This window comes from Arthrobacter sp. zg-Y1143 (assembly GCF_030125565.1).
Taxonomy (GTDB): Bacteria; Actinomycetota; Actinomycetes; order Actinomycetales; family Micrococcaceae; genus Arthrobacter_B.
On the sequence record NZ_JASKLW010000012.1, the window covers coordinates 87,422 to 109,731 of the forward strand.

Sequence of the window (22,310 nt, forward strand, 5' to 3'; positions counted from 1 at the left end):
ACAGCATGCCCGAGGACAAAGATTTCGAACAGAACGAAACCAAGGCCGAAGAACAGCTGCAGATTGTCGATCCGCCGGAGCCTGACGGGTCCGGAAACCAGCAGGCGGGCCAGCAGTCCGGAGCCGGTGCCCCTACCGGCGGCCCGGAAGATCCCACCGCCGAGCAGCAGAACGTCACCGGACAGCCGGATGAGCAGGAGAACGAACCGCTGCCGCGCACCTGGAACTAGGCGCTGTAGTACTTCCCCAGCACCTCGGCCTTGAAGTCGAAGAAGGACCCGTCCTCGATGGCCAGCCGGGCGTCATCCACCAGCTTTACGGTGAACCGTTCGTTGTGGATGGAGATCAGCGTATGGCTGACCATCTCGTTGGACTTGAACAGGTGCTGGATGTACGCCCGGGTGTAGTTGGTGCAGGTGTAGCAGTCGCAGCCGTCCACCAGCGGACCGAAGTCCTTCTTGAACTTGGAGTTTGAGAGGTTCTTGCGCCCGTACGGCGTGTAGAACGCTGAGTTGCGGGCCACCCGGGTGGGGGAGACGCAGTCGAAGGTGTCGGCACCGTTCTCGATGGCCGTGAAAATGTCATCGGGTTCGGAAATGCCCAGCAGGTGCCGGGGCTTATTCTCCGGCAGTTCCTCCGTGCACCAGCGGACAATGGTGCCCAGGTTCTCCTTTTCGAAGGCGCCACCCAGGCCGAAGCCGTCAAAGTCCATGGCACCCAGGTCCCGGGCAGCCTTGCGGCGCAGGTCCTCGTACTGGGCGCCCTGCAGCACCCCGAACAGTGCCTGGTACGGTTTTCCAGCCCGCTCCTTGGTGAGCCGCTCGTGTTCGGCCAGGCAGCGCAGCGCCCACAGGCGGGTGCGTTCCAGCGACATTTCCTGGTAGCCGCGCGAATTCATCAGGGTGGTCAGCTCGTCGAAGGCGAACATGATGTCCGCGCCGATCTTGTGCTGGACCTGCATCGAAATTTCCGGGCTGAACCGGTGCTTGTCTCCGTTCAGGTGCGACTTGAACCAGACTCCGTCGTCGTCAATGTGGGCCAGGCGTTCCTTGCCGGGCGCGACGTCGTCGTCCGCTCCCGTGGCATGGGTGGTGCCGTCGGCATTCATGTTGATGACCTTCTTGAACCCGGCACCCAGGCTCATGACCTGGAAACCGCCGGAATCGGTGAAGGTGGGGCCGGACCAGTTCATGAACTTTCCCAGCCCGCCGGCCTCATCCAGGATGTCCGGGCCGGGCTGCAGGTACAGGTGGTACGCGTTGGCCAGCACAGCCTGCGCGCCCAGCTCCGCAACCGACTCGGGCAGCACGGCCTTGACCGTGGCCTTGGTCCCTACCGCGATGAACGCCGGGGTCTTGATCTCGCCGTGCGGAGTGGAGATGGTGCCCGTCCGGCCTTGGAAGCCGCCTCCGTTCGCCTCTACGCGGGCTTCGGCCGCTGCGGGGGCGGTTTCGCGCAGGCGCTTACCGAGGGTGAAGGAGAAGGCTGAAGAAGACACCCTTCCATTTTGCCCTACCCCGGGCGGCTCGGTTTCCGGGGACGACGCCGGGCCGCTGGGGGCGCCGCGGGGGCTGCGGGCGGCGGAGGGGACGGTGTGGGACGTTCCCCACATTTATTTCAGCCCGAACTTCTCCGGGGATACGTTGGAAGGTGCGGGTTCGGAAGGCACATCCGGGTCACCGGCCCACTCCTTCTGCGATGTCCACGGCAAGAAAGGCTGTGTCTGCCCCCTTGACGCACCTGAAAGAAATGTTCCGGATTGCTCCGGCCAACAATGACCACCACGTGGCCATCCGCTGTGCCATCGGTATTGGCCTGCCGCTTCTGCTGGTGTTGTTCCTGGGACGCATCGACCTGGCGATCTTTGCCTCCTTCGGTGCCTTCACCGGCATTTACGGGCGCAACGAACCGCACCGCCAGCGCCTTGGCCACCAGGTCCGCGCCGGAGCGCTGATGCTGGCCGTCATCCTGGCCGCAGCCCTGTGCGCACGGCTGGACCTGGATGAGTGGGGAACCGTTATAGGCACCACCCTTGTGGCGGGGCTGGGCACCGTGGTCACCGGATTCTGGCGGCTGCGGCCGGCCGGCTCGCTGTTCCACATCTTTGCGTTTGCGGCTATCTCCTCGGTGCCGAACCAGCCGCCGGTCTGGCAGGGCATGCTCGTTGCGGTCCTGACGGTGGCGTTCTCCATCCTGGTTGGCCAGTCCGGAATGCTTGCCCGGCACTACCGCACGGACTGGAGCCGTCCGGTCCGTCCCCGGTTCTCCGCTGCACAGCGCCGCCTCATCTATATAGACGGGCTGCAGTACGCGGTGGCCGCGCTTCTGGCCGGATCCATTGCCACGATGCTGGGCATCGGCCACAATTACTGGGCGATGGTGGCCGCCACGGTTCCGCTGGTGGGCCAAACCGCCCGCCACGGGGTCTACCGCGGTCTGCAGCGGATCCTGGGCACGTTCGCGGGCCTGGTCCTAACGGCCCTGATCCTGTTTCCCGGCCTGGAACCCTGGCAGATGGTGCTGGTCATCGCAGCCTGCCAGTTCGGCGCTGAAATGCTGATTGCCCGCCAGTACGCGCTGGCCCAGGCGGTGGTCACGCCCCTGGCGCTGGTCAGCACGGAACTGGCGCATCCCAGCAATCCCGTGGAACTGCTGCGGGACCGGGGGATTGAGACCCTGATTGGTGCCGCCGTCGGCATGGCCGTGGTGGTTGTTGTGCACCTGCGCCGGAAGCGCCTTAGCCCCGGACGGCGATAAGTTCGGTCTGGATCCGGCGGTCGATTTCCGCGTCCGTGAGGGTCTGCGAACCGCCGTGGGCCCGCAGGTACAGCAGGGCGTTCAGGCGCAGGACCCGCCATTCCTTCTCGCTGTCCTCGTTGCCTGCCTCAGCGGCACGATGGATTTCCCGGTCATACAAGTTGGGTTCATTCAGCTGGCGCTGCAGCAGTTCGGCTGCGACTTTCGCCCTCAAGGGGTCCGTCTCGGTTGCGTCCGCCGCGCGCACTGCTTGGCTGTACGCGGCAGCGCTCTCGTCGTCGCCGGCCTCGTGGGTGATGTGTGCGGCCAGGCTCAACGCACCCTGGATCCAGTTCCACCGCCCGAAGTTCCCGTCAAAGGGCAGCCCGGTGATGACGTTGCAGACCTTTAGGGCGTTCCCGGAATCGCCCAGGTCCACGAACAGCAGATAGGCCAGGTCGCGGACATCCTGGAGATTGCTGCCGGACTTCACGTTCAGGCCGCGTTCCAGCCGGCCGGCAATCTCCTGCACGGCGGCATGACCGGGATGCGCTGCGGCGGCTTCGGCGATGATTTCGGCCGCGTTGTCCTCTTCGGAGGGCACCTGGCGCACGGCGTCCGACGGCGCGCCCTCCGGTGCCGGGGCTTGTACCCGGACGGATGATCCGTGCGCCAGCCGCAGCGAGCTGCCGTCCTCAAGCTTCACGATCACCAGCGCGGGAGTGCCGAAGTCGTCTTCCTCCACACTGGTGCCGGCGACCGGAGCCAGCGGTGCCGCGGGCCCGTCACCGGGAACCAGTTTCTGGCCGGGGGCTAGCAGTTCCGCATTGACCCGGAACGTATACGTTTCCGGCGCACTCTCAGACATGGCGATTCCTTCGTGGTTGGACCTCGGCTCCCCAGACCTCCCATTATATAAAGCTCCGGTAACGCCGGTTCGTCAGCGTCCCGGTCAGCGGCCCCAGCCGGCCGAGGCCAGCGCCTGGCGGAGCAGGTCGCCCCGCCCGCCGGAGAACTCGGCGTAGATGGCCGGGCTGAGGGCCTCCTCCGGCGTCAGCCAGGACAGCTCCAGGGCATCCTGGCGCGGATCGCATTCACCGGTCACGGGAATCAGGTAGGCCAGCGCGACGGCGTGCTGGCGCTCGTCAGTGAGCCCGCTCTGGGAGGGGGAGGGGAAGTACTCGGCGACGGCGAACGGCACCAGAGTGGGCGGCAGTTGCGGCAGCGCCATGGGGCCAAGGTCCTTTTCCAGGTGGCGCAGCAGCGCGCCGCGGATGGTTTCGCGGTACATCACCCGCCCGGAGACGAAGGAACGCACCATCCGGCCCTCGGGTGTGGCCTGCAGCAGCAGCCCCACCTCCGTGACGTAGCCCAGCGGGTCGCACCGGACCGGGACGGCTTCAACGTAAACCATGGGCAGGCGCTGCCGGGCTTCGTAGAGGTCTTCCTCGGAAAGCCAGCCTGGATAAGGGTCAGGAGTACGAACGTTCATAGCAGTGTTCTACCCCAAACAGGCCCTGCCAGTCATTCGGCACGCTGCGCTTCGGCCATCGGCTGAACGGCTCCAATACAGCCCCGGGGCCTTTCGGGCCGCGCCGCGGCCGCCCTACGCTTGATCCATGACACGGGAGCTCCCGGAGCTCCTCCTGCCGGATGCCGGGGCTTGGCGGGAGTGGCTGGAGCACAACTATGCCCGATCTTCCGGCGTACGGCTGGTGCTGGGCCGCAAGGGCGGCACCGTAACGGGGCTGACCTACAAACTGGCTTTGGACGAGGCCCTCTGCTTCGGCTGGATTGACGCCCAGGCGGACAAACGCGACGAGCAGAGCTATGTTCAGCGGTTCCAGCCGCGGGGAGCGCGCAGCGTCTGGTCGCTGCGGAACGTGGGGCACATCAACCGGCTGGAGGCAGAGGGCAGGATGCACCCGGCCGGCCGCGACGCGGTCCTCAGCGCAAAAGTCGACGGACGCTGGGACGCCGCCTACGCCGGACCTGCGGCGGCGGAGCTCCCGGCGGACCTGCAGGCAGCCATTGCCGCCGATCCCGAAGCCCAGCGGATGTTCGACGTACTGACCGCGCAGAACCGCTATGCCATGTATTTCCGGCTCAAGAACCTCAAAACGCAGCAGGGCAGGGAACGCCGCATTGAGGCCTTTGTCCAGATGCTCCGGGAACACCGCAGTCCCTATCCGCAGAAACGCACACCCCCGCCCCCGTCCCCGGCGGACACGCCGTCGGACGCATAGGGGCATCCCACCGGGCCGGGACAGAAGCAGCAGCCGGCCGTCCAACCGGTTCCACCAGGAGGTCCAGATGTGCCGGCTCTTCGGTATGCACGCAGGAAAAACCCCGGTCGCGGCCACCTTCTGGCTCCTCACGGCACCGGACAGCCTGGCCCGGCAAAGCCGGAAGGAAGCGGACGGTTTCGGCATCGGCACCTTCGGCCCCGACGGGAAGCCGCACACGGACAAGGCACCCATTGCGGCCTACGAGGACGTTCAGTACGCCCAGGCCGCACGGGACCTGGAGAGCACCACGTTCATTGCCCACGTGCGTTACGCCAGCACCGGCGCTGACACCGCCGTCAACACCCACCCCTTTGAGCAGGACGGCCGGCTGCTGGCCCACAACGGCGTGGTGGAGGACCTGGACAAGCTCGATGACCGGCTGCGGCAACTGGATGTGTATGGCCTGGTGAAGGGGGACACGGACAGCGAACGTGTCTTCGCGCTCATCACCGCCGAAGCAAGGGCCAACGGCGGCAACGTCACCGAAGCCATCGGCACGGCCGTGGCCTGGGTGGCGGAAAACCTCCGGCTGTACGCGGTCAACCTCGTCCTCACTACCGCCACCGATCTGTGGGCGGTCCGCTACCCGGACACCCATCCGCTGTATGTGCTGCAGGTGGCCTCCGGAAACCAGCACGGGGACAAACGCACTGACCGCATCAGTGTCCACAGCGACCAGATGCGGCAGGAAAACCGACCGGCCGTGATGGTGGCCACCGAAAAAATGGACGAGGACCCCAACTGGCGGCTGCTGGATTCCGGCGAAGTGCTGCACGTGGACAGCAGCCTCACCATGGACCGCCTGTTCCTGCTTCCACAGCACCCGGAACACCTGATCACCCTGGCAGACCTGGATGGCAAGGCCGCGGCGTCGCAGCATCCACTGAAAGTCAGCTGACCCCGGCGTACCACCGGTACGGTGCCGGGCCGGGTTACCCGTCCAGGTCGGCCCGCCGCACCCGGGCCGACGCTTCCAGCACCATCCACGCCTGCAGCTGGGTGGAGAGCTCCACCGTGGAGCCGCCCGGATAGGTGTTGGCGGCCGGTTGCAGGGGATGGGTGGAGAACAGCTCCCATTCCCCGCGTTTGGCCCGCCCCTCCCACAGGGCCTGCGCGGTGGCGTCCACCAGTTCCGACGCTGTGCGGCGGGATGGTTCGGGCAAGGCGGGCGACACTGCGGCCTGGGCAAGGTACCGAGCCAGGATTCCCGTGAACAACCCGCCGTCCCCGGTACCGTGGGTTCGCAGCACCGGCGAGGGGCCGCCGTCGTCGGTCAAATGCTGCCGAACGGCAGCCACCAGCTCCTGTGCCCGGGCGAGGTTGGCGCTGCCGCCCAATTCCAGCAGGGCAGCCAGCACCGGCCCCTGGTTGTAGGTGAAGATCCGGGATTCGAGCTGCGGGCGGCCGCGGACCACCTTCACCCCGTCCATGTACAGGCCGGTTTCCGGATCCAGCAAGGTGGCGTTAAGCCAGTCCACCAGCGCCTGAGCCCGGTCCCGGGACCCGGTCCGAACAAAATGCAGGGCAGCCGGGGCGGTTGCCGGCGTGTTCTTGAAGTTCCGGTCACGGTTCCAATAGATGCCGCCGCCCAGATCGTTCGTGTGGGCCGATACCAGGGCCGCGTCCAGGGTCTGCAGAACCTTGCGGTAGGGACGCTGCCGGTCGCGGGACCCGGACAGGGAGTTCAGGCGTCCCACGGACAGTGCCAGCCAGGCCATGTCGTCGTAGAACCGGTTGGTGTACCGCATCCGGTTGCGCAGCCCGATGGTACGCACCAGCGCGGGGGCCAGCTCGGCGGCGGCGGGATGCTCCGGTCCGCGGAACGGGGTGCCGGTGCGGCGTTCCCGCAGAGCCGCATCCACCAGTGAGTCCAGATAGTGTGCCTGCCACCAGTAATGCCAGGGCTGGCGCAGCTCCGCCAGCCGGGACAACGGGTGCCGGGTGGCAGCCAGATGGGTGCCGGGCAATCCGGCCAGCTGCCGGCCGAAAGCCGCACTAACCGTGCGTGCGGCTGCCTCGGCGCGGTCGTCGGCGTCCAGGGCAGGGTCCTCGAAGAGCATGCGCCAACCCTAGACCAGCCGCGGAGGATGCGGCACCAGCCGACGCACAGTAGGCTCGGATCCTGCCGTGTGAGCTGCACTACAGTTGCTGCGGCAGATGGATCAGCACGGGGAATTGGCAAGCAGGAGGAACGCATGGACATCGCAGGCGCATCAGCAATAGTCACTGGAGGAGCGTCCGGACTCGGGCGCGCAACGGCGCGGAAACTGTACGACGCCGGTGCGTCCGTGGTGCTGGTTGACCTGCCGCAGTCCAACGGCCTGGCCTATGCCGGGGAACTGGGCGACAACGCCCGCTTCGTGCCCGGCGACGTGACCGACCCCGAGCAGATGCAGGCCGCCGTCGAAGCCGCCATGGCCGCCGGACCGCTGCGGGTGGCCGTGAACTGCGCCGGCATCGCGACCCCCGGCAAGGTGCTGGGCCGCGACGGCGTGCTGGCGCTGGAGGACTTCGCCCGCGTGATCAGCGTGAACCTGATCGGCACCTTCAACGTGACCCGGCTGGCCGCGGCCGCCATGGCGGAAACCGAACCCGTAACGGCCAACGGCACCGAGGAGCGCGGCATCATCATCAACACCGCGTCCGTGGCGGCCTTCGACGGGCAGATCGGCCAGCCGGCCTACGCCGCGTCCAAGGGCGGGGTGGCTGCCATGACCCTGCCGCTGGCCCGCGAGCTGGCCCGCCACCTGATCCGGGTGGTCACCATTGCCCCGGGCATCTTCGAGACACCCATGATGGCCAGCCTGCCGCAGGCTGCCCAGGACTCCCTGGCCGCGCAGGTGCCGCACCCCTCCCGTCTGGGCCGCGCCACCGAATACGCCTCATTGGCCGCGCACATCATTGAAAACCAGATGCTGAACGGGGAAACCATCCGCCTGGACGGCGCCATCCGGATGGGACCTCGCTGAGCCTGATGACGGAAACGAACCCGTTCCCGGCCGAGGCCCTGCCGGATCTGCCGGACGCCGACTTTTACGCCTTTGAAGACTTGCTCTCCGATCCCGAAAAGGACAAGCTGGCGCAGCTGCGGCGCTTCCTTGCCGCGGAAGTGCTTCCGCACGCGGGCACCTGGTGGAATGAGGCCCGGTTCCCCGCCGAGCTGCTGCCAAAGCTGGCTGAACTGGACCTGTCCACCCCCGTGCAGCAGGGCCACTCACCGCTGTTTGCGGGTCTCGTCATTGCGGAAATGACCCGTGCGGACACGTCCCTGGCCACCTTCTTTATGGTCCACCATGACCTGTTTGTGGAGGCCCTGCACGCCTTTGGGTCCGAGGAGCAGAAGGCCCGGCTGCTGGAGGACGCCCGCGCCCTGCGCATAACAGGCGCGTTTGCCCTCACCGAGCCGGAGCACGGCTCGGACGTGGCTGGCGGCATGGCCACCACGGCAGTGCGCGACGGCGACACCTGGGTCCTCAACGGTGCAAAACGCTGGATCGGCAACGGTACGTTCTGCGACTACATGGTGCTGTGGGCACTGGAACCGGAAACGGGCCGCACCCGCGGTCTCCTGCTCAACGCCAACCTGCCCGGGGTGACCCGGACCCGGATTGAAAACAAGACCGCGCTGCGCACCGTGCAGAACGCCGACATCTTCCTCGACAACGTGCGGGTGCCCGCGGCGGATCTGCTGGCCGGAGTGGAAAGCTTCGACGACACCAAGCAGCTGCTGCGCGGGTCCCGGATCATGGTCGGCTGGCAGGCCGTGGGCGCACAGCTGGCGGCGTTCGACGTCGCCCGGGCCTACGCCGTCGAACGCCTCCAGTTCGGCCGCCCGCTGGCTTCCTTCCAGCTCATCCAGCAGCAGCTGGTGCAGATCCTGGGTAACGCCGTGGCCAGCACGGGGATGCTGGCCCGGGTTACGGAGCTTGAGCACGGGGGATACGCGGGCGGTGAAGTGAGCGGAGGCATGGCCCGGGCAGCGCTGGCCAAGTCCTACGCCAGTGCCCGGATGCGCGAAAGCGTGGCACTGGGCCGGAGCATCCTGGGCGGGAACGGGATTGTCACCGACTACCGGATGGCCAAGATCTTTGCCGACGCCGAGGCCATCTACACCTACGAGGGAACGTACGAGATCAACACCCTGATTGTCGGCCGGGACGTTACTGGGGTGTCCGCGCTGCGTTAGGGCTCTGGGGGCGGCCCCTGCGGGGGCGGGCGATTTCCCTACGGCACGGGAAAAATCGACCGGTTTGGGAAATCCCTGCCACTGCAAACCGGAGGGATTTCCCAAACTGGCAGCAGATTGTCCGGCAGCCCGGAAGAGGCCGGGTGGCAGAGTGCGTAAAGGATCAGTAGGCTTACTAAATGGGTCGCAGCAACGGCGGCCCGGTTTACCGGACCGAAAGGCATGGTTTATGAGCGAGCAGAGCATTCCTGACCCCGAGCTGGGCGACGATCCGGTCCTGGCCGACGACGTAGCCGCGGTTGCCACCCCCGACGAGCTTTCGGTGGTCTCCGAAGACGAACTGCTGGAGCAGGACGAACTGGTGGACGCCGAAGACCTGACGTACCCCGGCGCCGCAGAGGACAACCCGGACAACTGGCAGGAAGATCCCCTGATCCGCGGAGAGGAGCCCCTGAACGAACCGGGCGAGCTCTCCGATCAGACCCTGCGGGACGAGACCGCCGAGGAACGCTTCCTCACCGGCGCCGACCAGGTTCCGCCGGAGGAGCCCACCATCGGTGAGGCAGCCAACGACGTCGACTTCGGTGACCCGACTGTAGGTGATGAGGAAGACGCAAGCGATGATCCCTCCCACCGCGGCGGCGATCCCCTTGCTGACTTCAATCCCGAAGAGCAGGTCTAGCCAGCATCAACCTGCGGGGTCCGGCAGCCCTGGTCCACGGACCGGCACCGGGCCCCGCGGCACTAGGCTGGAGCTATGCCTTCCTTCCGCGTCCAGCTGAATATCCTGGGACTAAAGCCGGGCAACCAGCCCGAGGCCGTCATGGAAACCGCGGTTGCGGCGCTGGGCACAGCACACCACGTGGAAGCGAATCAGCTCGACATTGTGTCCGGGGTTCCGCGGATCACGCTGCGGTTTACGGTGCCGGATGACGAGTTCTCCGTGGAGAATTCACGGGCGCGCCGGGCAGCCATCAACATGCGTGCCGCCGTGGAGGAAGTCGCCAACGGGCAGGACCTGCGGGTGCTGCGGCGGATGCGCGGGCGCTGGACGGTGTTGTAACCGGCTCTTCGGCGGGAAATGCCAGGGACAGCCCGGCAGCGTCCTCAGCCCGGGAACGCATCCAGGGTGAGGCGGCTGCGGTATTCCACCGGCTCCCGGGTCAGCGGATCGGTAAACCGCACGGATCGCGCCAGCAGCTGCAGCGGCTTCGAATAGTCGTCCGCCGCCTGCGGAAGCAGCTCCGGATAAAACGAATCGTTCAGGATCCCGATCCCCTGCGACGCCATGTGCACCCGCAGCTGGTGGGTCTTGCCGGTGTGCGGCAACAGCCGGTAGCGGCCCAGCCCGCCGGCACGTTCCATCAGCTCAATCCGGGTCTCGGCGTTCGGCTCGCCCTCGATTTCCTGCGCCAGAAGATACGTCCGCGACTTGATCATCCTGCTGCGCACAATCCGCGGCAGCTCAAGGTCCTCCCGCACCGGGGCCACGGCTTCATACTCCTTCTCGATGCGCCGCTTCTCGAACAGCACCTGGTATTTGCCCCGGCTGGCGGGGTTGGTGGAGAAAAGCAGCACGCCGGCGGTCATCCGGTCCAGGCGGTGCATGGGAATCAGGTCCGGAATGCCCAGCTGGACCCGCAGCCGCACCAGTGCCGACTCGGCCACGTACATACCGCCCGGCGTCGTCGGCAGGAAATGCGGCTTGTCCACCACCAGCAGGTCCTCGTCCTGGTGCAGGATGCCGATCTCCACCGGAATCCGCTCCTCGGGCGGCAGTTCCCGGTAGTACCAAATGAACGTGTGCGCGTTCAGGGGCGTGGCCCGGGTCAGCGGAATCCCGCCCAGGCCCACCACCTCGCCCCGCTCAAAGCGGTCCACAATCCCGTCCGGATCCACATGGCCGAAGCGCTCCAGGACATAGTCCATGGCGGTTTCCCAGGGACCCTCGTCGGGCAGGCGCAGGCGGGTGGCATTAACTCCGTTGCGCACGGGTAGCGGGGATTGCATCACCATTTCAGGATATCCGGTGCCCGGACGTAAATTGGGTTGGGCGATTCCGCCCGCAGACCCCTTGGAACGGAGCCCGGTGGCCGCTAAACCAGTTCGTGCAGCACAGAACCCGCAAACCTCTTCCGTACCGGCACTCACACCGGAGGAACGCCAATCGGTGCGGCGGACGCTGCGAACGCCCAAGCTGCTCAAGACCGAGGTGCTTGCCGGATTGGTGGTGGCCCTCGCGCTCATTCCCGAGGCGCTGGCCTTCTCCGTCATCGCCGGTGTGGACCCGAGGATAGGGTTGTTTTCTGCCTTCACCATGGCTGTCACCATTTCCTTCCTGGGCGGCCGCCCGGCCATGATTTCCGCTGCGACCGGCGCCGTCGCCCTGGTTATCGCCCCGCTCGTGGCGTCCCACGGTGTGCAGTACATGATTGCCGCAGTGCTGCTGGCAGGGGTTTTCCAAGTGTTGCTCGCGTTGCTCGGTGTGGCTAAGTTGATGCGTTTCATCCCGCGCCAGGTCATGGTGGGTTTCGTCAACGCGCTGTCCATCCTCATCTTCATCGCCCAGGTGCCCGAGCTGCTGGGGGTGCCGTGGCTGGTGTATCCGCTCACGGCCCTTGGAGTGCTCATCGTCTTCGGGCTGCCGCGGCTGACGACGGCGGTGCCCGCGTCGCTGGTAGCGATTGTCGTCATCACGGCGATCACGGTGGCCGCTTCCATCGCTGTCCCCACCGTGGGTGACAAAGGCGACCTGCCGGACAGCCTCCCGTCGCTGCTGCTGCCGGATGTTCCCCTCAGCCTGGATACGTTGCAAGTGGTCTTTCCGTACGCGCTGGCCGTGGCCTTCGTGGGACTCCTGGAGTCGCTGATGACGGCGAAACTGGTGGATGACGTCACAGATACCCGGTCCAACAAGACACGGGAAGCGTGGGGTCAGGGGGTTGCCAACATCGTGACGGGCTTCTTTGGCGGCATGGGCGGCTGCGCGATGATCGGCCAGACCATGATCAATGTGAAGGGCTCCGGCGCCCGGACCCGGATTTCCACCTTCCTCGCCGGCGTTTTCCTGCTGCTGCTCGTGGTGGTCCTCGGGGACGTTGTGGCGCTCATTCCGATGGCCGCCCTGGTGGCCGTCATGATCTTCGTCGCCGTGACCAGCTTCGACTGGCACAGCGTCCGTCCGTCCACCCTCAAGATGATGCCCAAGAGCGAAACAGCCGTCATGCTGTCCACCGTGGTGGTGACCGTCTGGACCCACAACCTGGCCGCTGGCGTCGGCGTCGGTGTGCTGGTGGCGATGGTGCTCTTCGCCCGGCGGGTGGCGCACTTCGTGACGGTGGAGCGCAGCGTGGCGGAGGACGACGCCGGCAACGCGGCCGCCACCTATACGGTCAACGGCGAGTTGTTCTTCGCTTCTTCGAATGACCTGTACTCGCAGTTCGAGTACGTCCAGGATCCGGCGCGCGTGGTCATTGACCTCAGCAGCTCCCATGTATGGGATGCCTCCACGGTGGCGGCACTGGATGCGGTGGCGGAAAAGTACCGGCGGCGCGGCACTGAAGTGGAAGTAGTGGGGCTGAACGCGGCCTCGGGCAAAATGCGCGACCGGATGGCAGGCCGCCTGGGCTGATCTGGTAGCCGCATGACCGGTTCGCAGCCGGCGACCGCGGTTCAGGCGGCGTTGAGGTCCATGTCCCGGAATCCTGCCGGGGCGTCCTCAAACAGAGCCGACAGGGCGCGCCGGCACTGCTCCGCCGTCGGGCGTTCCTGCGGGGACAGTGCGGTCATAGCGGTGATGAGTGACCGCCAACCGGCGGGCAGCGTTGAAGGAATCTCCGGTGCCCGGACGGTCCGGGCCACCATGGATTCAACCTGCGGCAGGTCAAATGCCCGCCGTCCGGCCAGCGCTTCCAGCAGTACCAGGCCCAGCGAGTAGATGTCCGTGGCGGGGGTTAGCCGGGAACCGGTGACCTGCTCCGGGCTCATGTACGGCAAGCTGCCGTAGGACGAAGCGCTGCGGGCAGGCAGGAGCGTGCTGACGGCGGTGCCGAGGTCGGCGACTTTCGCGCCGGTTCCGGGGGCCAGCAGGATGTTCGAGGGTTTGATGTCGCGGTGGAGATAATCCGCGGCGTGGATAGCGGCCAGGCCCTCCGTAAGGTCGGTGCCAAGCTGTGCAGCGGCCGTGGGCGGCAGCGCACCGCTCCCGGCAAGGTGCTGGCGGAGATTGGGTCCCGGCACCAGTTCGAGAACCAGATACGGCGTCTGCACCCCGCTTGCGGGATGCCCGACGGTTCCGGTGGCAATCACCTGGACCACATGCGGATTGCTTACCGCGCCCAGGGCCTCGGCCTCGCGTGCGGCTTCGCGGCCCGACGGCGAGTGGCCCAGCGGAGAGGAAAAGATCTTTACGGCAACTTTGTCCAGGGTCGCCAGATCGGTGGCCCGCCATACATAGGCGGCCGTACCGCGGCCGATGGGCTCATCCAGGCAGAAGCGGCCGTCAATGAGTACGTGGGGGCTGAATCCGGAGGTATCCGTCCGCGGCAGTGACGGTGCCTGGGACAGGTGTCCGAGCGCGCTTGCCGCCATGCTTCCCCCGATGCTTTAGTTAGCCTATCTAGCTACTAGCTCAGCTAACCATAAATGGGTATACGCGTGCTGTCCAGCGGCACGTGGCGGTGCGGACTACCTGGATAGCTACTGGGCGGTACCGGCGGCCTCGGCGGAACCGTCCGGAGCGGGTTCGCCGGGCGTCCCGCCCAGAGCCTGCCGGAGCCGGGCCATAAACCGGATCACGGTATCGGCCTCCTCCGGGGATAGTTCTGCAGCTGCCTGCAGCATCCGCCCGTGCATGTCGCCTACGGTCTGCCGGACTTCTGTGTCGGAGACCTCGGTGGGGACAATCTCCCAGGCCCGGCGGTCATTGGGGCGGGCGCGCCGGCGCACATAGCCGCCCTTCTCGAGCCGGTCGATCAGTGCCGTGGTGGAGGCGGTGGAAATGCCCAGCAGCCGGCTCAGGTCCTTCGGGCCAAGACTCCCGCCGGACTGCCGGGCCTGCATGAGGTGGCGCATGGCCAGCAGGTCATTCTCGTTCATCCCCATGGCGTCCTGGGTGTGCCGGCGGACCCGGGTTTCCGCTGCCCGGTAGCTGCGCACTGCATCCAAAACGTCGCGGGCCCGGGGGTGTTCCGGGTCCGGCGAATACCAGTACCCGTTGCGTTCGGGGTCCTGCTGCGGGGTGTCCATTCGAATAATCCTAGCCCTGCTGGAAGGTAGCCCGCCTAGGGATCGCTGCGACACATTTCGGTTGTCCTGCCGCTTTGCGTTTCTGCTGCCGGTTTAAACCGGCAGCAGAAACGTGAATGGGCAGCAGAAACGTGAATGGGCAGCAGAAACGAGAGCCGGCAGCAGGTTCGCCGCAGCTACAGGGTCAGGGCCATGGCCAGTGCATCCGGGGCGAATTCGCGGAATCCGTGCCGGGCGTAGAGGCGGCGCCCCGGAGGATCGGCCATGAGCGTGACCCAGGCCCCGGCGGGTGCCTCGGCGCGGATGGTTTCCAGCAATGCCGTGAGTACGCGGTCGCCCAAGCCCTGCCGCTGGTGCCCGGGCAGGACGGCCATGTCTGCGATAAGGAAATACCAGCCGCCGTCACCGACCACCCGTCCCATGGCCACCGGCTGTCCCGTTTCGGCTTCCACGATGTGAGCCGCGGCCCAGCTGCCGGCAAGGGCCGCTGCTGCCTGGTCCGGCCGCTTAGGTGTCAAACCGGACTCGGTGCGCAGCCGCAGATAAGCGTCCACCGGTGGCGTCGACATAATGTCAGCGCAGGAGCAGGAGCACGGCCAGCGCCAGCATCACAATGCCGATCAACACATCAAGGATCTGCCAGGTGCGGGGGCTTTTGAGGAACTTCGCCAGCGACCGGGCGCCGTAGCCCAGGGCCGAAAACCACAGGACGCTGCCGGCCACTGCCCCGGCCGCGAAGATCCAGCGGCCGCTGGTGCCGTATTGGTTGCCAAGGCTGCCCAGAAACACCACCGTGTCCAGGTAAACGTGCGGATTCAGGTAGGTCAGGGCCAGCGCGGTGCTGACCACCGATCCGCGGGAACGGGGTTCCTGTGCGCCGAGCGAGGACGGCTTCAGTGCCGAGCGGATGGACCGGATGCCGAACCAGGCCAGATAGGCGGCGCCGGCCCAGCGCAGCAAATCCAGTGCCTGCGGGAACCTGGAGACCAGTGCACCGATACCGGCTGTGCCGCCCAGGATCAGGATGGCATCACTGAGCGCGCACAGCAGCACCACCGTGCCGATGTGTTCCCGCCGGATGCCCTGCCGCAGCACAAAGGCGTTCTGCGCGCCGATAGCCACGATGAGTCCAAGGCCGGTGACCATGCCGGTTGCCGCGATGCTCCACATATGTTCACCGTAACCAGCACACTGAATTCAGGCCAACGAATTATTCTTCGGATGCATTAGCTTTGCTTCATGAACCTCGAGCAACTACGGGCCCTGACCGCCGTCGTGGACGAAGGAACCTTCGAAGCGGCTGCCGAGCGCCTCCATGTCAGTCCGTCAGCGGTCAGCCAGCGGATCAAGGCCCTGGAGAATGCGGAGGGGCAAATCATGGTCCGGCGCGGCATTCCGTGTACTCCGACCGAGGCGGGGGCGGTCCTGCTGCGGATGGCGCGGCAGATACAGCTGCTGGAATCCGAGGCCCGGACGGCACTGTCCACAGGCACCGGAGCCGGAACGTCGACGCCGGTGGCCGTTAACGCTGATTCACTTGCCACCTGGTTCCGGCCGGTCCTCTCCGAAGCTGCCGCGTGGACGGACGGCACGCTGGAACTGCAGGTAGAGGACCAGGACCACAGTGCCCGGCTCCTGCGCAGCGGCGACGTCATTGGTGCCGTCACTGCCGATCCCGTGCCGGTCAACGGATGCAGGGCCGAGCTGCTGGGCGCCATGCGGTATCTCCCGGTGGCCACGCCGGCCCTGCGGCAGCAATACGCCGGGGCGGACGGGGTCAGCTGGGACACCATGCCCGTGGTTCGCTTTAACGCCAAGGATGACCTGCAGGGGCGGTTCCTGGCGGCCCGCGGCGTCACCGGCCTTCCGCCGCGGCACACCATCCCGTCTTCGGAGGCGTTCCTGGCCGCGGTCCGCGCGGGGCTGGGCTGGGGCATGCTGCCGGAACTGCAGTTGGGTTCGGACCTCGACGACGGAACGCTGGTGCTGCTGGACGGGAGCGCCTACGAGGATGTGCAGCTGTACTGGCAGGCCTGGAAGCTCGATTCGGAACGCCTGCGCCGCATCAGTGCCGCCACCCGGCAGGCCGCCGCCCGGCTGCGGTAGAAGACCTAACCCCGCAGCGGCTGGCAGTGCGGGCAGTAATACAGGTCCCGGAGTTCCAGCTCGTTATCGCCCAGCAGCTCATGGGCCACCTTGGTGCCGCAGCGCAGGCACCCCCGCCGTTCCCGGTTGTACACCCAAAGCTGGTCCCGCCCCATGGCGCCGGTGGTGATCCGGCGGGGACGGGCTTTATTGACCTCTAGAAGCCGCTTGGACAGGTCCACCAGCCGCGGCAGGTCCGGCACGTCGGAGACCGGGGTCAGCGGGTGGACGCCGGCCAGGAAACACAGTTCGCACCGGTAAATGTTGCCGATCCCGGCCATGATCCGCTGGTCCAGCAGCGCCAGGCCGATGGGCCGCTCCGGCTCGGCCCGCAGCCGGCGCAGCGCCTCCTGAGCGTCCCAGCCCGGACCCAGCAGATCGGGACCGAGGTAGCCCACGGCGTCCTCCTCATCCTTGCGGGCCAGCACCCGCAGGAAACCGAGGTCGAACCCGACCACCTGGTGCGTGGCGGTTTCCAGGACGGCGCGCGCCTTGAAGGCCGGACGCCGCCACTTCTCGCCGCGGGCGTAGACGTGCCAGAGCCCCTCCATTTTCAGGTGCGAATGCAGGATCCAGCCGTCTTCGGGATCGCCGCCGCGGATCAGCAGGTGCTTACCGCGGGACACCACGTCCTGCACCGTGTCGCCGGTGAAGTCCGTGGTGGCGAATTTCGGCACGCGGATATCGCAACGGGTCAGCTCCTGGCCGGCCAAAACGGCGTTGAGGTCCCGGGCTGCCCGCCAGATGGTATCGCCCTCAGGCACGTCCCCTCCGTTCGCCGCGGACGGTGCCGCGCATCTCAGACACGGTACCGCAGGCCTTTGGGGGTGGTGTAAAAACCGGCGGCGGTCAGCGCCCGGGCGGCCTCGGTGTCCAGGATGTCGGCGCCGTTAACCTTCTCAATGGCCATTTTCTCCGCCGCGCCGCGCCGGATAATGCGGACCAGGGCGGCGGCGGACAGTTCCAGCGCCGCCGGATCCTCCGTGAAGGTCAGCAGGGTCTTGCCGCCGCGCTCGGCGTACAGCGCCAGGTCCCCGTCGACCAGGACCACCAGCGCGCCGGCCTTCCGGCCGGGCCGGTGCCCGCCGTCCAGGGCCGGCCAGGGCAGGGCCGCGCCGTAGGGGTTGGCGGGGTCGGTGGCGGCCAGGGCGACGGCGGTGGGCTCCGGCTGCTTCAGTTGCGCGTCTTCGGAGAAGGAGCGCAGCCGGTCCACCGTGGCCGGGACCGCGAACTGCGCGGCCCCGAGCTGTTCAATGAAGTAGCCGCGCCGGCACCGGCCCATCTCCTCCAGCCGGGCCAGCACCCGGTAGAGCAGGGCGAAGCCGCCGGCCGTACCCTCGCTGGCAACGGAGCCGCGGGTGACCACACCGTAGCGGTCCAGCATCAGCTCCGCCGTGGCATGGGCGTGCAGGGTAGTGTCGGTTTCCACCGCCGGCAGCATGCTCCACCGGCCCGCCACCATGGGCGGGGCGTTGCGCAGCGTGGCGGCTGCGGTGCCGCCGCCGGCCAGCCGCAGGGAGTTGCCGGTCAATGAAGCGCCCGGCGCCCGGCCCAGCCGCCCCATCCGGGCGGTGCGGGCGCGTGGGGTGGCGGCCCGCTGCTTGTGCGCTGTTTTCCCTCCGGAGAGCAGGGAGCGCACCGGGGTGAAGGTGTCGTTGCTGATCCGTCCGGCCCAGACCAGTTCCCACAGCGCGGACACCACATTGGCATCGGTTTCCGCGGGACCGTTTCCGGCCAGGCCGTCGCTGAGCTGGCGGAAGAAATACGCGCCGCCGTTGCCCAGGACCTCCAGCAGCCGCAGGTGCAGGGCGCCCGGCTCGAAGTCCGGGGACGGAGCAAGAGTCAGGGGAGCGTTTTCGGCCAAGTGCAGGGAAATCCAGCCGTCGTTGCCGGGCAGGGAGCCGCTGCCGGACCAGATCACTTCGCCGGTGGCGGTCAGTTCATCCAGCATGGCCGGCGCATAGTCCCGCACCCGGGAGCCCAGGATCAGCGGTTCCCACGCCGACGCCGGGATGGGCACCCCGGAGAGCTGGTCAATAACGGTGGCCACGCCGTCGAGCCCGCGCAGCCCGGAACCCACGTTCTGCCAGGCAGGTAGGAACCGTCCGTAGGTGGCCGGGTCCACCGGTTCCACTTCGGAGCGCAGCGCCGCCAGCGAGCTGCGCCGCAGCCGCCGCAGCACCTCCACGTCGCACCATTCGGTGCCGCCGGGCGCGCCGGGCACTGTGACGGTGACCGGGGGAGTGGAGTCCACGCCGTCGTTCGCGTCCAGCAGCAGGGTTTCCGCGGGGCGGAACTCGCCCTCGGCCACCCGGCCTTCACCGGCCAGGCGCTGCAGGGTGCCGGTGACGACGGCGACGCCCAGTCCCAGCCGGGCCGCCGCCTCCGCCGCGGTGAAGGGCCCGTGCGTGCGGGCGTAGCGGCCCACCAGGTCACCGAGCGGATCGGCCACCGGCTCGATGAAGGCCAGCGGCACACCCATGGGCAGCGGGACGCCCAGGGCGTCGCGGAGCCGGGCGGCGTCTTCGATGGCGGCGTAGCGGGCGGTGCCGGCCATACCGATCCGCAGCGCGCGGTTGGCGCGGACCAGTTGGTCCAGCAGCTCTTCCGCGTAGTCCTGGGATGCCGGTTCCGGTGCGGTGCCCTCCGGTGCGGGTTCGGCCGGCTGCAGCCTTGCGGCGACCTCGGGGACGGAGAGCGGGCCGAGCAGGCGCAGCAGATCGGCCACGCCTTCGAGCCCGCGGACCTTCCGGTCCGGTGCCAGGCGCTGCAGCTCCTGCTCGATGCGGCTGATGATCCGTGCATCCAGCAGCTCGCGCAGCTCGGCCCGGCCCAGCAGTTCATTGAGCAGCGTGGGGTCCAGCGACAGGGCCGCGGCCCGCCGTTCGGCCAGCGGGGAATCACCCTCGTAGAGGAAGGCCCCCACGTAGCCGAACAGCAGCGAGCGGGCGAACGGCGACGGCGAGGGCGTGGTGGTTTCCACCAGGCGGATCTCGCGGCGCTCGATGCCGGACGCAATGTCCTTCAAAGCCGGCAGATCGTAGACGTCCTGCAGGCATTCGCGCACCGTTTCGAGCACGATGGGGAACGTAGGGTACTTTTTGGCGACATCCAGCAGCTGCGCCGAGCGCTGCCGCTGCTGCCACAGCGGGGTGCGCTTGGAGGGGTTCTGCCGCGGCAGCAGCAGGGCGCGGGCCGCACATTCCCGGAAGCGGGAGGCGAACAGGGCGGAGCCGCCCACCTCGGCGGTAACGATGGAGTCCAGTTCCTCTGGGTCGAACAGGAACAGTTCGGCGCCGGGCGGTTCGTCTTCCATCAGCGGCACCCGCAGCACAATGCCGTCGTCGGAGGCCATCGCGGAGCCGTCCAGTCCGTAGCGGGCGTGCAGCCGGGCGCCCACGGCCAGCGCCCAGGGCGCGTGGACCGGCATGCCGTAGGGGCTGTGGAGGACGACCCGCCAGTCGCCGAGTTCATCGTGGAAGCGTTCCACCACCAGGGACTTGTCATTGGGGACCACATCGGTGGCCTGCTGCTGCTCGCGCAGATAGGTGATCAGGTTCCCGGCGGCCCACTCGTCCAGTCCGACGGCGGCCAGCCGTTCGCGGGCGGCGTCGTCGTCGGAGCCGGCCATCTCGCGCACAAACGCGCCCAGTGCCCGGCCCAGTTCCACCGGCCGGCCCAGGGAGTCCCCGCGCCAGAACGGCAGTTTGCCCGGCTGGCCGAAGGCGGGGGAGACCAGGACCCGGTCATGGGTGATGTCTTCGATCCGCCAGCTGGTGGCGCCCAGGGCGAAGATGTCCCCCACCCGGGATTCGTAGACCATTTCCTCGTCGAGTTCACCGACCCGGCGGCTGTTCTTGCCCTCTGAATCGCCCACCAGGTAGACGCCGAAGAGTCCGCGGTCCGGGATGGTGCCGCCGGAGGTCACGGCCAGGCGCTGGGCTCCGGGCCGCCCGGTGATGGTCCCCTCGGTGCGGTCCCAGACGATCCGCGGGCGCAGTTCGGCGAATTCGTCCGACGGGTAGCGGCCGGAGAGCAGGTCAAGGGTGGCATCGAACGCAGAGCGCGGCAGGCCGGCAAACGGTGCCGAGTTGCGGACGACGTCGAACCATTCCTCCACGTCGATGGAGCCCAGGGCGGCGGCGGCCACGGTCTGCTGGGCGAGGATGTCCAGCGGATTGGCCGGAATGGACAGCGGTTCGATCTGCCCGGCCAGCATCCGTTCGGCGGTGACAGCGGAATTGAGCAGGTCACCGCGGTGCTTGGGGAACATCACGCCCTGGGAAATTTCCCCGACCTGGTGCCCGGCACGGCCCACCCGCTGCAGCCCGCTGGCCACCGAGGGCGGGGACTCGACCTGCACCACCAGGTCCACCGCACCCATGTCGATGCCCAGTTCCAGGGAACTGGTGGCCACCACGCAGCGCAGCCGGCCGGATTTCAGGTCATCCTCAATCAGGGCGCGCTGATCCTTGGACACCGAGCCGTGGTGGGCGCGGGCGAGCAGCGGAGTGTCGTCCTCCACCGCCAGGTCTGCGCGGCGCAGCACGGACACTCCGGCCTGCGCCATGATCTGGGCCGGCGGGCGGGATATCCCGGGTCCGACGGCCGGCACCGGCGCGGCGTCGTCGGTCCCGGTGGCCGCGGACGCCGCTTCGAGCCGGAAGGCATGGATCTCGTTGAGCCGGGCGGTCAGCCGTTCGGCGAGGCGCCGGGAGTTGGCGAAGACGATGGTGGAGCGGTTGGCCTCAATGAGGTCGACAATCTTCTCCTCCACATGCGGCCAGATGCTCGCCTGCGGGGCGTAGCCGCCCTCCGCGGTGTCTTCGGCGGCCGGAGCCCCGCCGAGGTCCGTCATGTCCTCCACCGGGACGGTGACGGTGAGGTTCCAGTTCTTCTTGGATTCGGGCGCCACAATCCGCACCGGCGCGTTGCCGCCCAGGAAGCGGGCCACGGTTTCGTGCGGTTCCACGGTGGCGGAGAGCCCGATCCGCTGCACGGGCTTTTCAAGCATGGCGTCCAGCCGGGCCAGGGTCACGGCCAGGTGTGCGCCGCGCTTGGTGCCGGCCACGGCGTGGACCTCGTCCACAATGACGGTTTCCACCTCGGCCAAGGTTTCCCGGGCCTGGGAGGTGAGCATCAGGAAGAGGGATTCAGGGGTGGTGATGAGGATGTCCGGCGGCCGGGTCAGCAGCGCGCGGCGCTCATTCTGCGGGGTGTCGCCGGAGCGGACGCCCACAGTGATGGACGGCGCGGGCAGGCCCAGCCGCTTGGCGGTCTGCGTGATGCCGATCAGCGGGGAACGCAGGTTCCGTTCCACGTCCACGCCCAGGGCCTTCAACGGGGAAATGTACAGGACCTTTGTTTTGCGTTTCGGTTCCTTGGCGCGCCGGGAGCCGGACGCCTTTCCGGCCGCCGGCAGGGGAATGTCCAGGGTGGGATCCGCCGGCGTGGTCTGCGCGGCAGCGGCAATGAAGCTGTCCAGCGCCCACAGGAAAGCGGCCAGCGTCTTGCCGGAGCCGGTGGGGGCTACCACCAGGGCATTGGCGCCTTCGCTGACCGCATCCCAGGCGCCCAGCTGGGCGGGGGTGGGCGCAGCGAAGGCACCCTCAAACCATTCCCGGGTGGCGGGGGTGAATTTGCCGAGCACGGACCGGGCCTGCCGGGAAAGGGCCTGCACCGAGGACGCCGATGTCATGCCACTATTC

Annotated in this window: 21 protein-coding genes; 10 read left to right on the plus strand and 11 right to left on the minus strand. The window is 67.7% G+C overall.

From position 1 onward, the window contains the following. Positions 1 to 5: 5 nt before the first annotated feature. The gene (locus tag QNN98_RS13650; RefSeq protein WP_283997854.1) at positions 6 to 230 is read left to right on the plus strand and encodes a hypothetical protein; all 225 of its coding nucleotides are present in this window, start codon (positions 6 to 8) and stop codon (positions 228 to 230) included. Here the strand turns inward: QNN98_RS13650 and tgt are convergent. After that, positions 227 to 1,612 (minus strand): tRNA guanosine(34) transglycosylase Tgt, encoded by a 1,386-nt coding sequence (tgt, locus tag QNN98_RS13655; protein ID WP_502864748.1) that lies wholly within the window; start codon positions 1,610 to 1,612, stop codon positions 227 to 229. The two genes, QNN98_RS13650 and tgt, sit on opposite strands and share 4 nt — an antisense overlap. 119 nt (positions 1,613 to 1,731) lie before the next feature. Here tgt and QNN98_RS13660 point away from each other — a divergent pair, with 119 nt between their 5' ends. Beyond that, positions 1,732 to 2,757, plus strand: a complete 1,026-nt coding sequence (locus tag QNN98_RS13660; RefSeq protein WP_283997856.1) for an FUSC family protein — start codon at positions 1,732 to 1,734, stop codon at positions 2,755 to 2,757. Here the strand turns inward: QNN98_RS13660 and QNN98_RS13665 are convergent. Next, entirely contained in the window at positions 2,738 to 3,604 is an 867-nt protein-coding gene (locus QNN98_RS13665; protein WP_227913102.1) for a DUF6707 family protein, read from the minus strand. The genes QNN98_RS13660 and QNN98_RS13665 overlap by 20 nt on opposite strands. Before the next feature lie 84 nt (positions 3,605 to 3,688). Continuing rightward, complete coding sequence (locus QNN98_RS13670) at positions 3,689 to 4,228, minus strand: NUDIX hydrolase family protein (protein ID WP_227913103.1); 540 nt, start codon at positions 4,226 to 4,228, stop codon at positions 3,689 to 3,691. Between the two features lie 127 nt (positions 4,229 to 4,355). On the opposite strand from QNN98_RS13670, the gene QNN98_RS13675 reads away from it, so the two are divergent. Both QNN98_RS13675 and QNN98_RS13680 read left to right on the plus strand, forming a co-directional pair. Next, positions 4,356 to 4,982, plus strand: coding sequence for a YdeI/OmpD-associated family protein (locus QNN98_RS13675; protein ID WP_227913104.1), 627 nt, complete (start codon positions 4,356 to 4,358; stop codon positions 4,980 to 4,982). Positions 4,983 to 5,049: 67 nt separating this feature from the next. Beyond that, positions 5,050 to 5,922, plus strand: a complete 873-nt coding sequence (locus tag QNN98_RS13680; RefSeq protein ID WP_283997860.1) for a class II glutamine amidotransferase — start codon at positions 5,050 to 5,052, stop codon at positions 5,920 to 5,922. Between the two features lie 34 nt (positions 5,923 to 5,956). On the opposite strand, the gene QNN98_RS13685 is transcribed toward QNN98_RS13680, so the two are convergent. Continuing rightward, positions 5,957 to 7,084, minus strand: a complete 1,128-nt coding sequence (locus QNN98_RS13685; RefSeq protein WP_283997862.1) for a glycoside hydrolase family 76 protein — start codon at positions 7,082 to 7,084, stop codon at positions 5,957 to 5,959. Between the two features lie 135 nt (positions 7,085 to 7,219). Between QNN98_RS13685 and QNN98_RS13690 the strand changes: the two genes are divergently transcribed. From QNN98_RS13690 to QNN98_RS13705, 4 genes are all read left to right on the plus strand, one after another. Further along, positions 7,220 to 7,993: an SDR family NAD(P)-dependent oxidoreductase gene (locus tag QNN98_RS13690; RefSeq protein ID WP_283997864.1), complete on the plus strand. Its 774-nt coding sequence runs from the start codon at positions 7,220 to 7,222 to the stop codon at positions 7,991 to 7,993. A 5-nt stretch (positions 7,994 to 7,998) separates the two neighbouring features. Continuing rightward, the gene (locus QNN98_RS13695; RefSeq protein WP_283997866.1) at positions 7,999 to 9,210 is read left to right on the plus strand and encodes an acyl-CoA dehydrogenase family protein; all 1,212 of its coding nucleotides are present in this window, start codon (positions 7,999 to 8,001) and stop codon (positions 9,208 to 9,210) included. A gap of 229 nt (positions 9,211 to 9,439) precedes the next feature. Then, complete coding sequence (locus QNN98_RS13700) at positions 9,440 to 9,892, plus strand: hypothetical protein (protein ID WP_227913109.1); 453 nt, start codon at positions 9,440 to 9,442, stop codon at positions 9,890 to 9,892. Between the two features lie 75 nt (positions 9,893 to 9,967). Continuing rightward, a complete protein-coding gene (locus tag QNN98_RS13705) occupies positions 9,968 to 10,273 on the plus strand; it encodes a hypothetical protein (protein ID WP_227913110.1) in 306 nt (101 codons plus the stop codon). Between the two features lie 44 nt (positions 10,274 to 10,317). Here the strand turns inward: QNN98_RS13705 and QNN98_RS13710 are convergent, their stop codons facing one another. Beyond that, a complete protein-coding gene (locus QNN98_RS13710; protein ID WP_229960493.1) occupies positions 10,318 to 11,220 on the minus strand; it encodes an RluA family pseudouridine synthase in 903 nt (300 codons plus the stop codon). A gap of 79 nt (positions 11,221 to 11,299) precedes the next feature. Here QNN98_RS13710 and QNN98_RS13715 point away from each other — a divergent pair, with 79 nt between their 5' ends. Then, the gene (locus QNN98_RS13715; RefSeq protein WP_227913111.1) at positions 11,300 to 12,841 is read left to right on the plus strand and encodes a SulP family inorganic anion transporter; all 1,542 of its coding nucleotides are present in this window, start codon (positions 11,300 to 11,302) and stop codon (positions 12,839 to 12,841) included. A 41-nt stretch (positions 12,842 to 12,882) separates the two neighbouring features. Here the strand turns inward: QNN98_RS13715 and QNN98_RS13720 are convergent, their stop codons facing one another. The 4 genes from QNN98_RS13720 to QNN98_RS13735 all read right to left on the minus strand — a co-directional run bounded on the left by QNN98_RS13720 (position 12,883) and on the right by QNN98_RS13735 (position 15,627). Beyond that, entirely contained in the window at positions 12,883 to 13,800 is a 918-nt protein-coding gene (locus tag QNN98_RS13720; RefSeq protein WP_283997868.1) for a serine/threonine-protein kinase, read from the minus strand. 108 nt (positions 13,801 to 13,908) lie between these two features. Then, positions 13,909 to 14,457, minus strand: coding sequence for a MarR family winged helix-turn-helix transcriptional regulator (locus tag QNN98_RS13725; protein WP_229960322.1), 549 nt, complete (start codon positions 14,455 to 14,457; stop codon positions 13,909 to 13,911). Between the two features lie 176 nt (positions 14,458 to 14,633). After that, on the minus strand, positions 14,634 to 15,026 hold the full coding sequence (locus QNN98_RS13730) for a GNAT family N-acetyltransferase (RefSeq protein ID WP_283997871.1): 393 nt from the start codon (positions 15,024 to 15,026) through the stop codon (positions 14,634 to 14,636). A 4-nt stretch (positions 15,027 to 15,030) separates the two neighbouring features. Further along, entirely contained in the window at positions 15,031 to 15,627 is a 597-nt protein-coding gene (locus QNN98_RS13735; RefSeq protein ID WP_283997873.1) for a LysE/ArgO family amino acid transporter, read from the minus strand. 69 nt (positions 15,628 to 15,696) lie between these two features. Here QNN98_RS13735 and QNN98_RS13740 point away from each other — a divergent pair, with 69 nt between their 5' ends. Beyond that, complete coding sequence (locus QNN98_RS13740) at positions 15,697 to 16,563, plus strand: LysR family transcriptional regulator ArgP (protein ID WP_283997875.1); 867 nt, start codon at positions 15,697 to 15,699, stop codon at positions 16,561 to 16,563. A 5-nt stretch (positions 16,564 to 16,568) separates the two neighbouring features. On the opposite strand, the gene QNN98_RS13745 is transcribed toward QNN98_RS13740, so the two are convergent. Next, complete coding sequence (locus QNN98_RS13745; protein ID WP_283997877.1) at positions 16,569 to 17,366, minus strand: Fpg/Nei family DNA glycosylase; 798 nt, start codon at positions 17,364 to 17,366, stop codon at positions 16,569 to 16,571. 35 nt (positions 17,367 to 17,401) lie between these two features. Then, on the minus strand, positions 17,402 to 22,300 hold the full coding sequence (locus QNN98_RS13750; RefSeq protein ID WP_283997879.1) for an ATP-dependent helicase: 4,899 nt from the start codon (positions 22,298 to 22,300) through the stop codon (positions 17,402 to 17,404). Between the last annotated feature and the right edge of the window lie 10 nt (positions 22,301 to 22,310).

What these genes read in the sequence shown, in the direction of transcription:
- QNN98_RS13650 (WP_283997854.1), top strand. Translation starts at nt 6, where the DNA reads ATGCCCGAGGACAAAGATTTCGAACAGAACGAAACCAAGGCCGAAGAA.
- tgt (WP_502864748.1), bottom strand. Translation starts at nt 1,612, where the DNA reads ATGTGGGGAACGTCCCACACCGTCCCCTCCGCCGCCCGCAGCCCCCGC.
- QNN98_RS13665 (WP_227913102.1), bottom strand. Translation starts at nt 3,604, where the DNA reads ATGTCTGAGAGTGCGCCGGAAACGTATACGTTCCGGGTCAATGCGGAA.
- QNN98_RS13670 (WP_227913103.1), bottom strand. Translation starts at nt 4,228, where the DNA reads ATGAACGTTCGTACTCCTGACCCTTATCCAGGCTGGCTTTCCGAGGAA.
- QNN98_RS13675 (WP_227913104.1), top strand. Translation starts at nt 4,356, where the DNA reads ATGACACGGGAGCTCCCGGAGCTCCTCCTGCCGGATGCCGGGGCTTGG.
- QNN98_RS13680 (WP_283997860.1), top strand. Translation starts at nt 5,050, where the DNA reads ATGTGCCGGCTCTTCGGTATGCACGCAGGAAAAACCCCGGTCGCGGCC.
- QNN98_RS13685 (WP_283997862.1), bottom strand. Translation starts at nt 7,084, where the DNA reads ATGCTCTTCGAGGACCCTGCCCTGGACGCCGACGACCGCGCCGAGGCA.
- QNN98_RS13690 (WP_283997864.1), top strand. Translation starts at nt 7,220, where the DNA reads ATGGACATCGCAGGCGCATCAGCAATAGTCACTGGAGGAGCGTCCGGA.
- QNN98_RS13695 (WP_283997866.1), top strand. Translation starts at nt 7,999, where the DNA reads ATGACGGAAACGAACCCGTTCCCGGCCGAGGCCCTGCCGGATCTGCCG.
- QNN98_RS13700 (WP_227913109.1), top strand. Translation starts at nt 9,440, where the DNA reads ATGAGCGAGCAGAGCATTCCTGACCCCGAGCTGGGCGACGATCCGGTC.
- QNN98_RS13705 (WP_227913110.1), top strand. Translation starts at nt 9,968, where the DNA reads ATGCCTTCCTTCCGCGTCCAGCTGAATATCCTGGGACTAAAGCCGGGC.
- QNN98_RS13710 (WP_229960493.1), bottom strand. Translation starts at nt 11,220, where the DNA reads ATGCAATCCCCGCTACCCGTGCGCAACGGAGTTAATGCCACCCGCCTG.
- QNN98_RS13720 (WP_283997868.1), bottom strand. Translation starts at nt 13,800, where the DNA reads ATGGCGGCAAGCGCGCTCGGACACCTGTCCCAGGCACCGTCACTGCCG.
- QNN98_RS13725 (WP_229960322.1), bottom strand. Translation starts at nt 14,457, where the DNA reads ATGGACACCCCGCAGCAGGACCCCGAACGCAACGGGTACTGGTATTCG.
- QNN98_RS13730 (WP_283997871.1), bottom strand. Translation starts at nt 15,026, where the DNA reads ATGTCGACGCCACCGGTGGACGCTTATCTGCGGCTGCGCACCGAGTCC.
- QNN98_RS13735 (WP_283997873.1), bottom strand. Translation starts at nt 15,627, where the DNA reads ATGTGGAGCATCGCGGCAACCGGCATGGTCACCGGCCTTGGACTCATC.
- QNN98_RS13740 (WP_283997875.1), top strand. Translation starts at nt 15,697, where the DNA reads ATGAACCTCGAGCAACTACGGGCCCTGACCGCCGTCGTGGACGAAGGA.
- QNN98_RS13750 (WP_283997879.1), bottom strand. Translation starts at nt 22,300, where the DNA reads ATGACATCGGCGTCCTCGGTGCAGGCCCTTTCCCGGCAGGCCCGGTCC.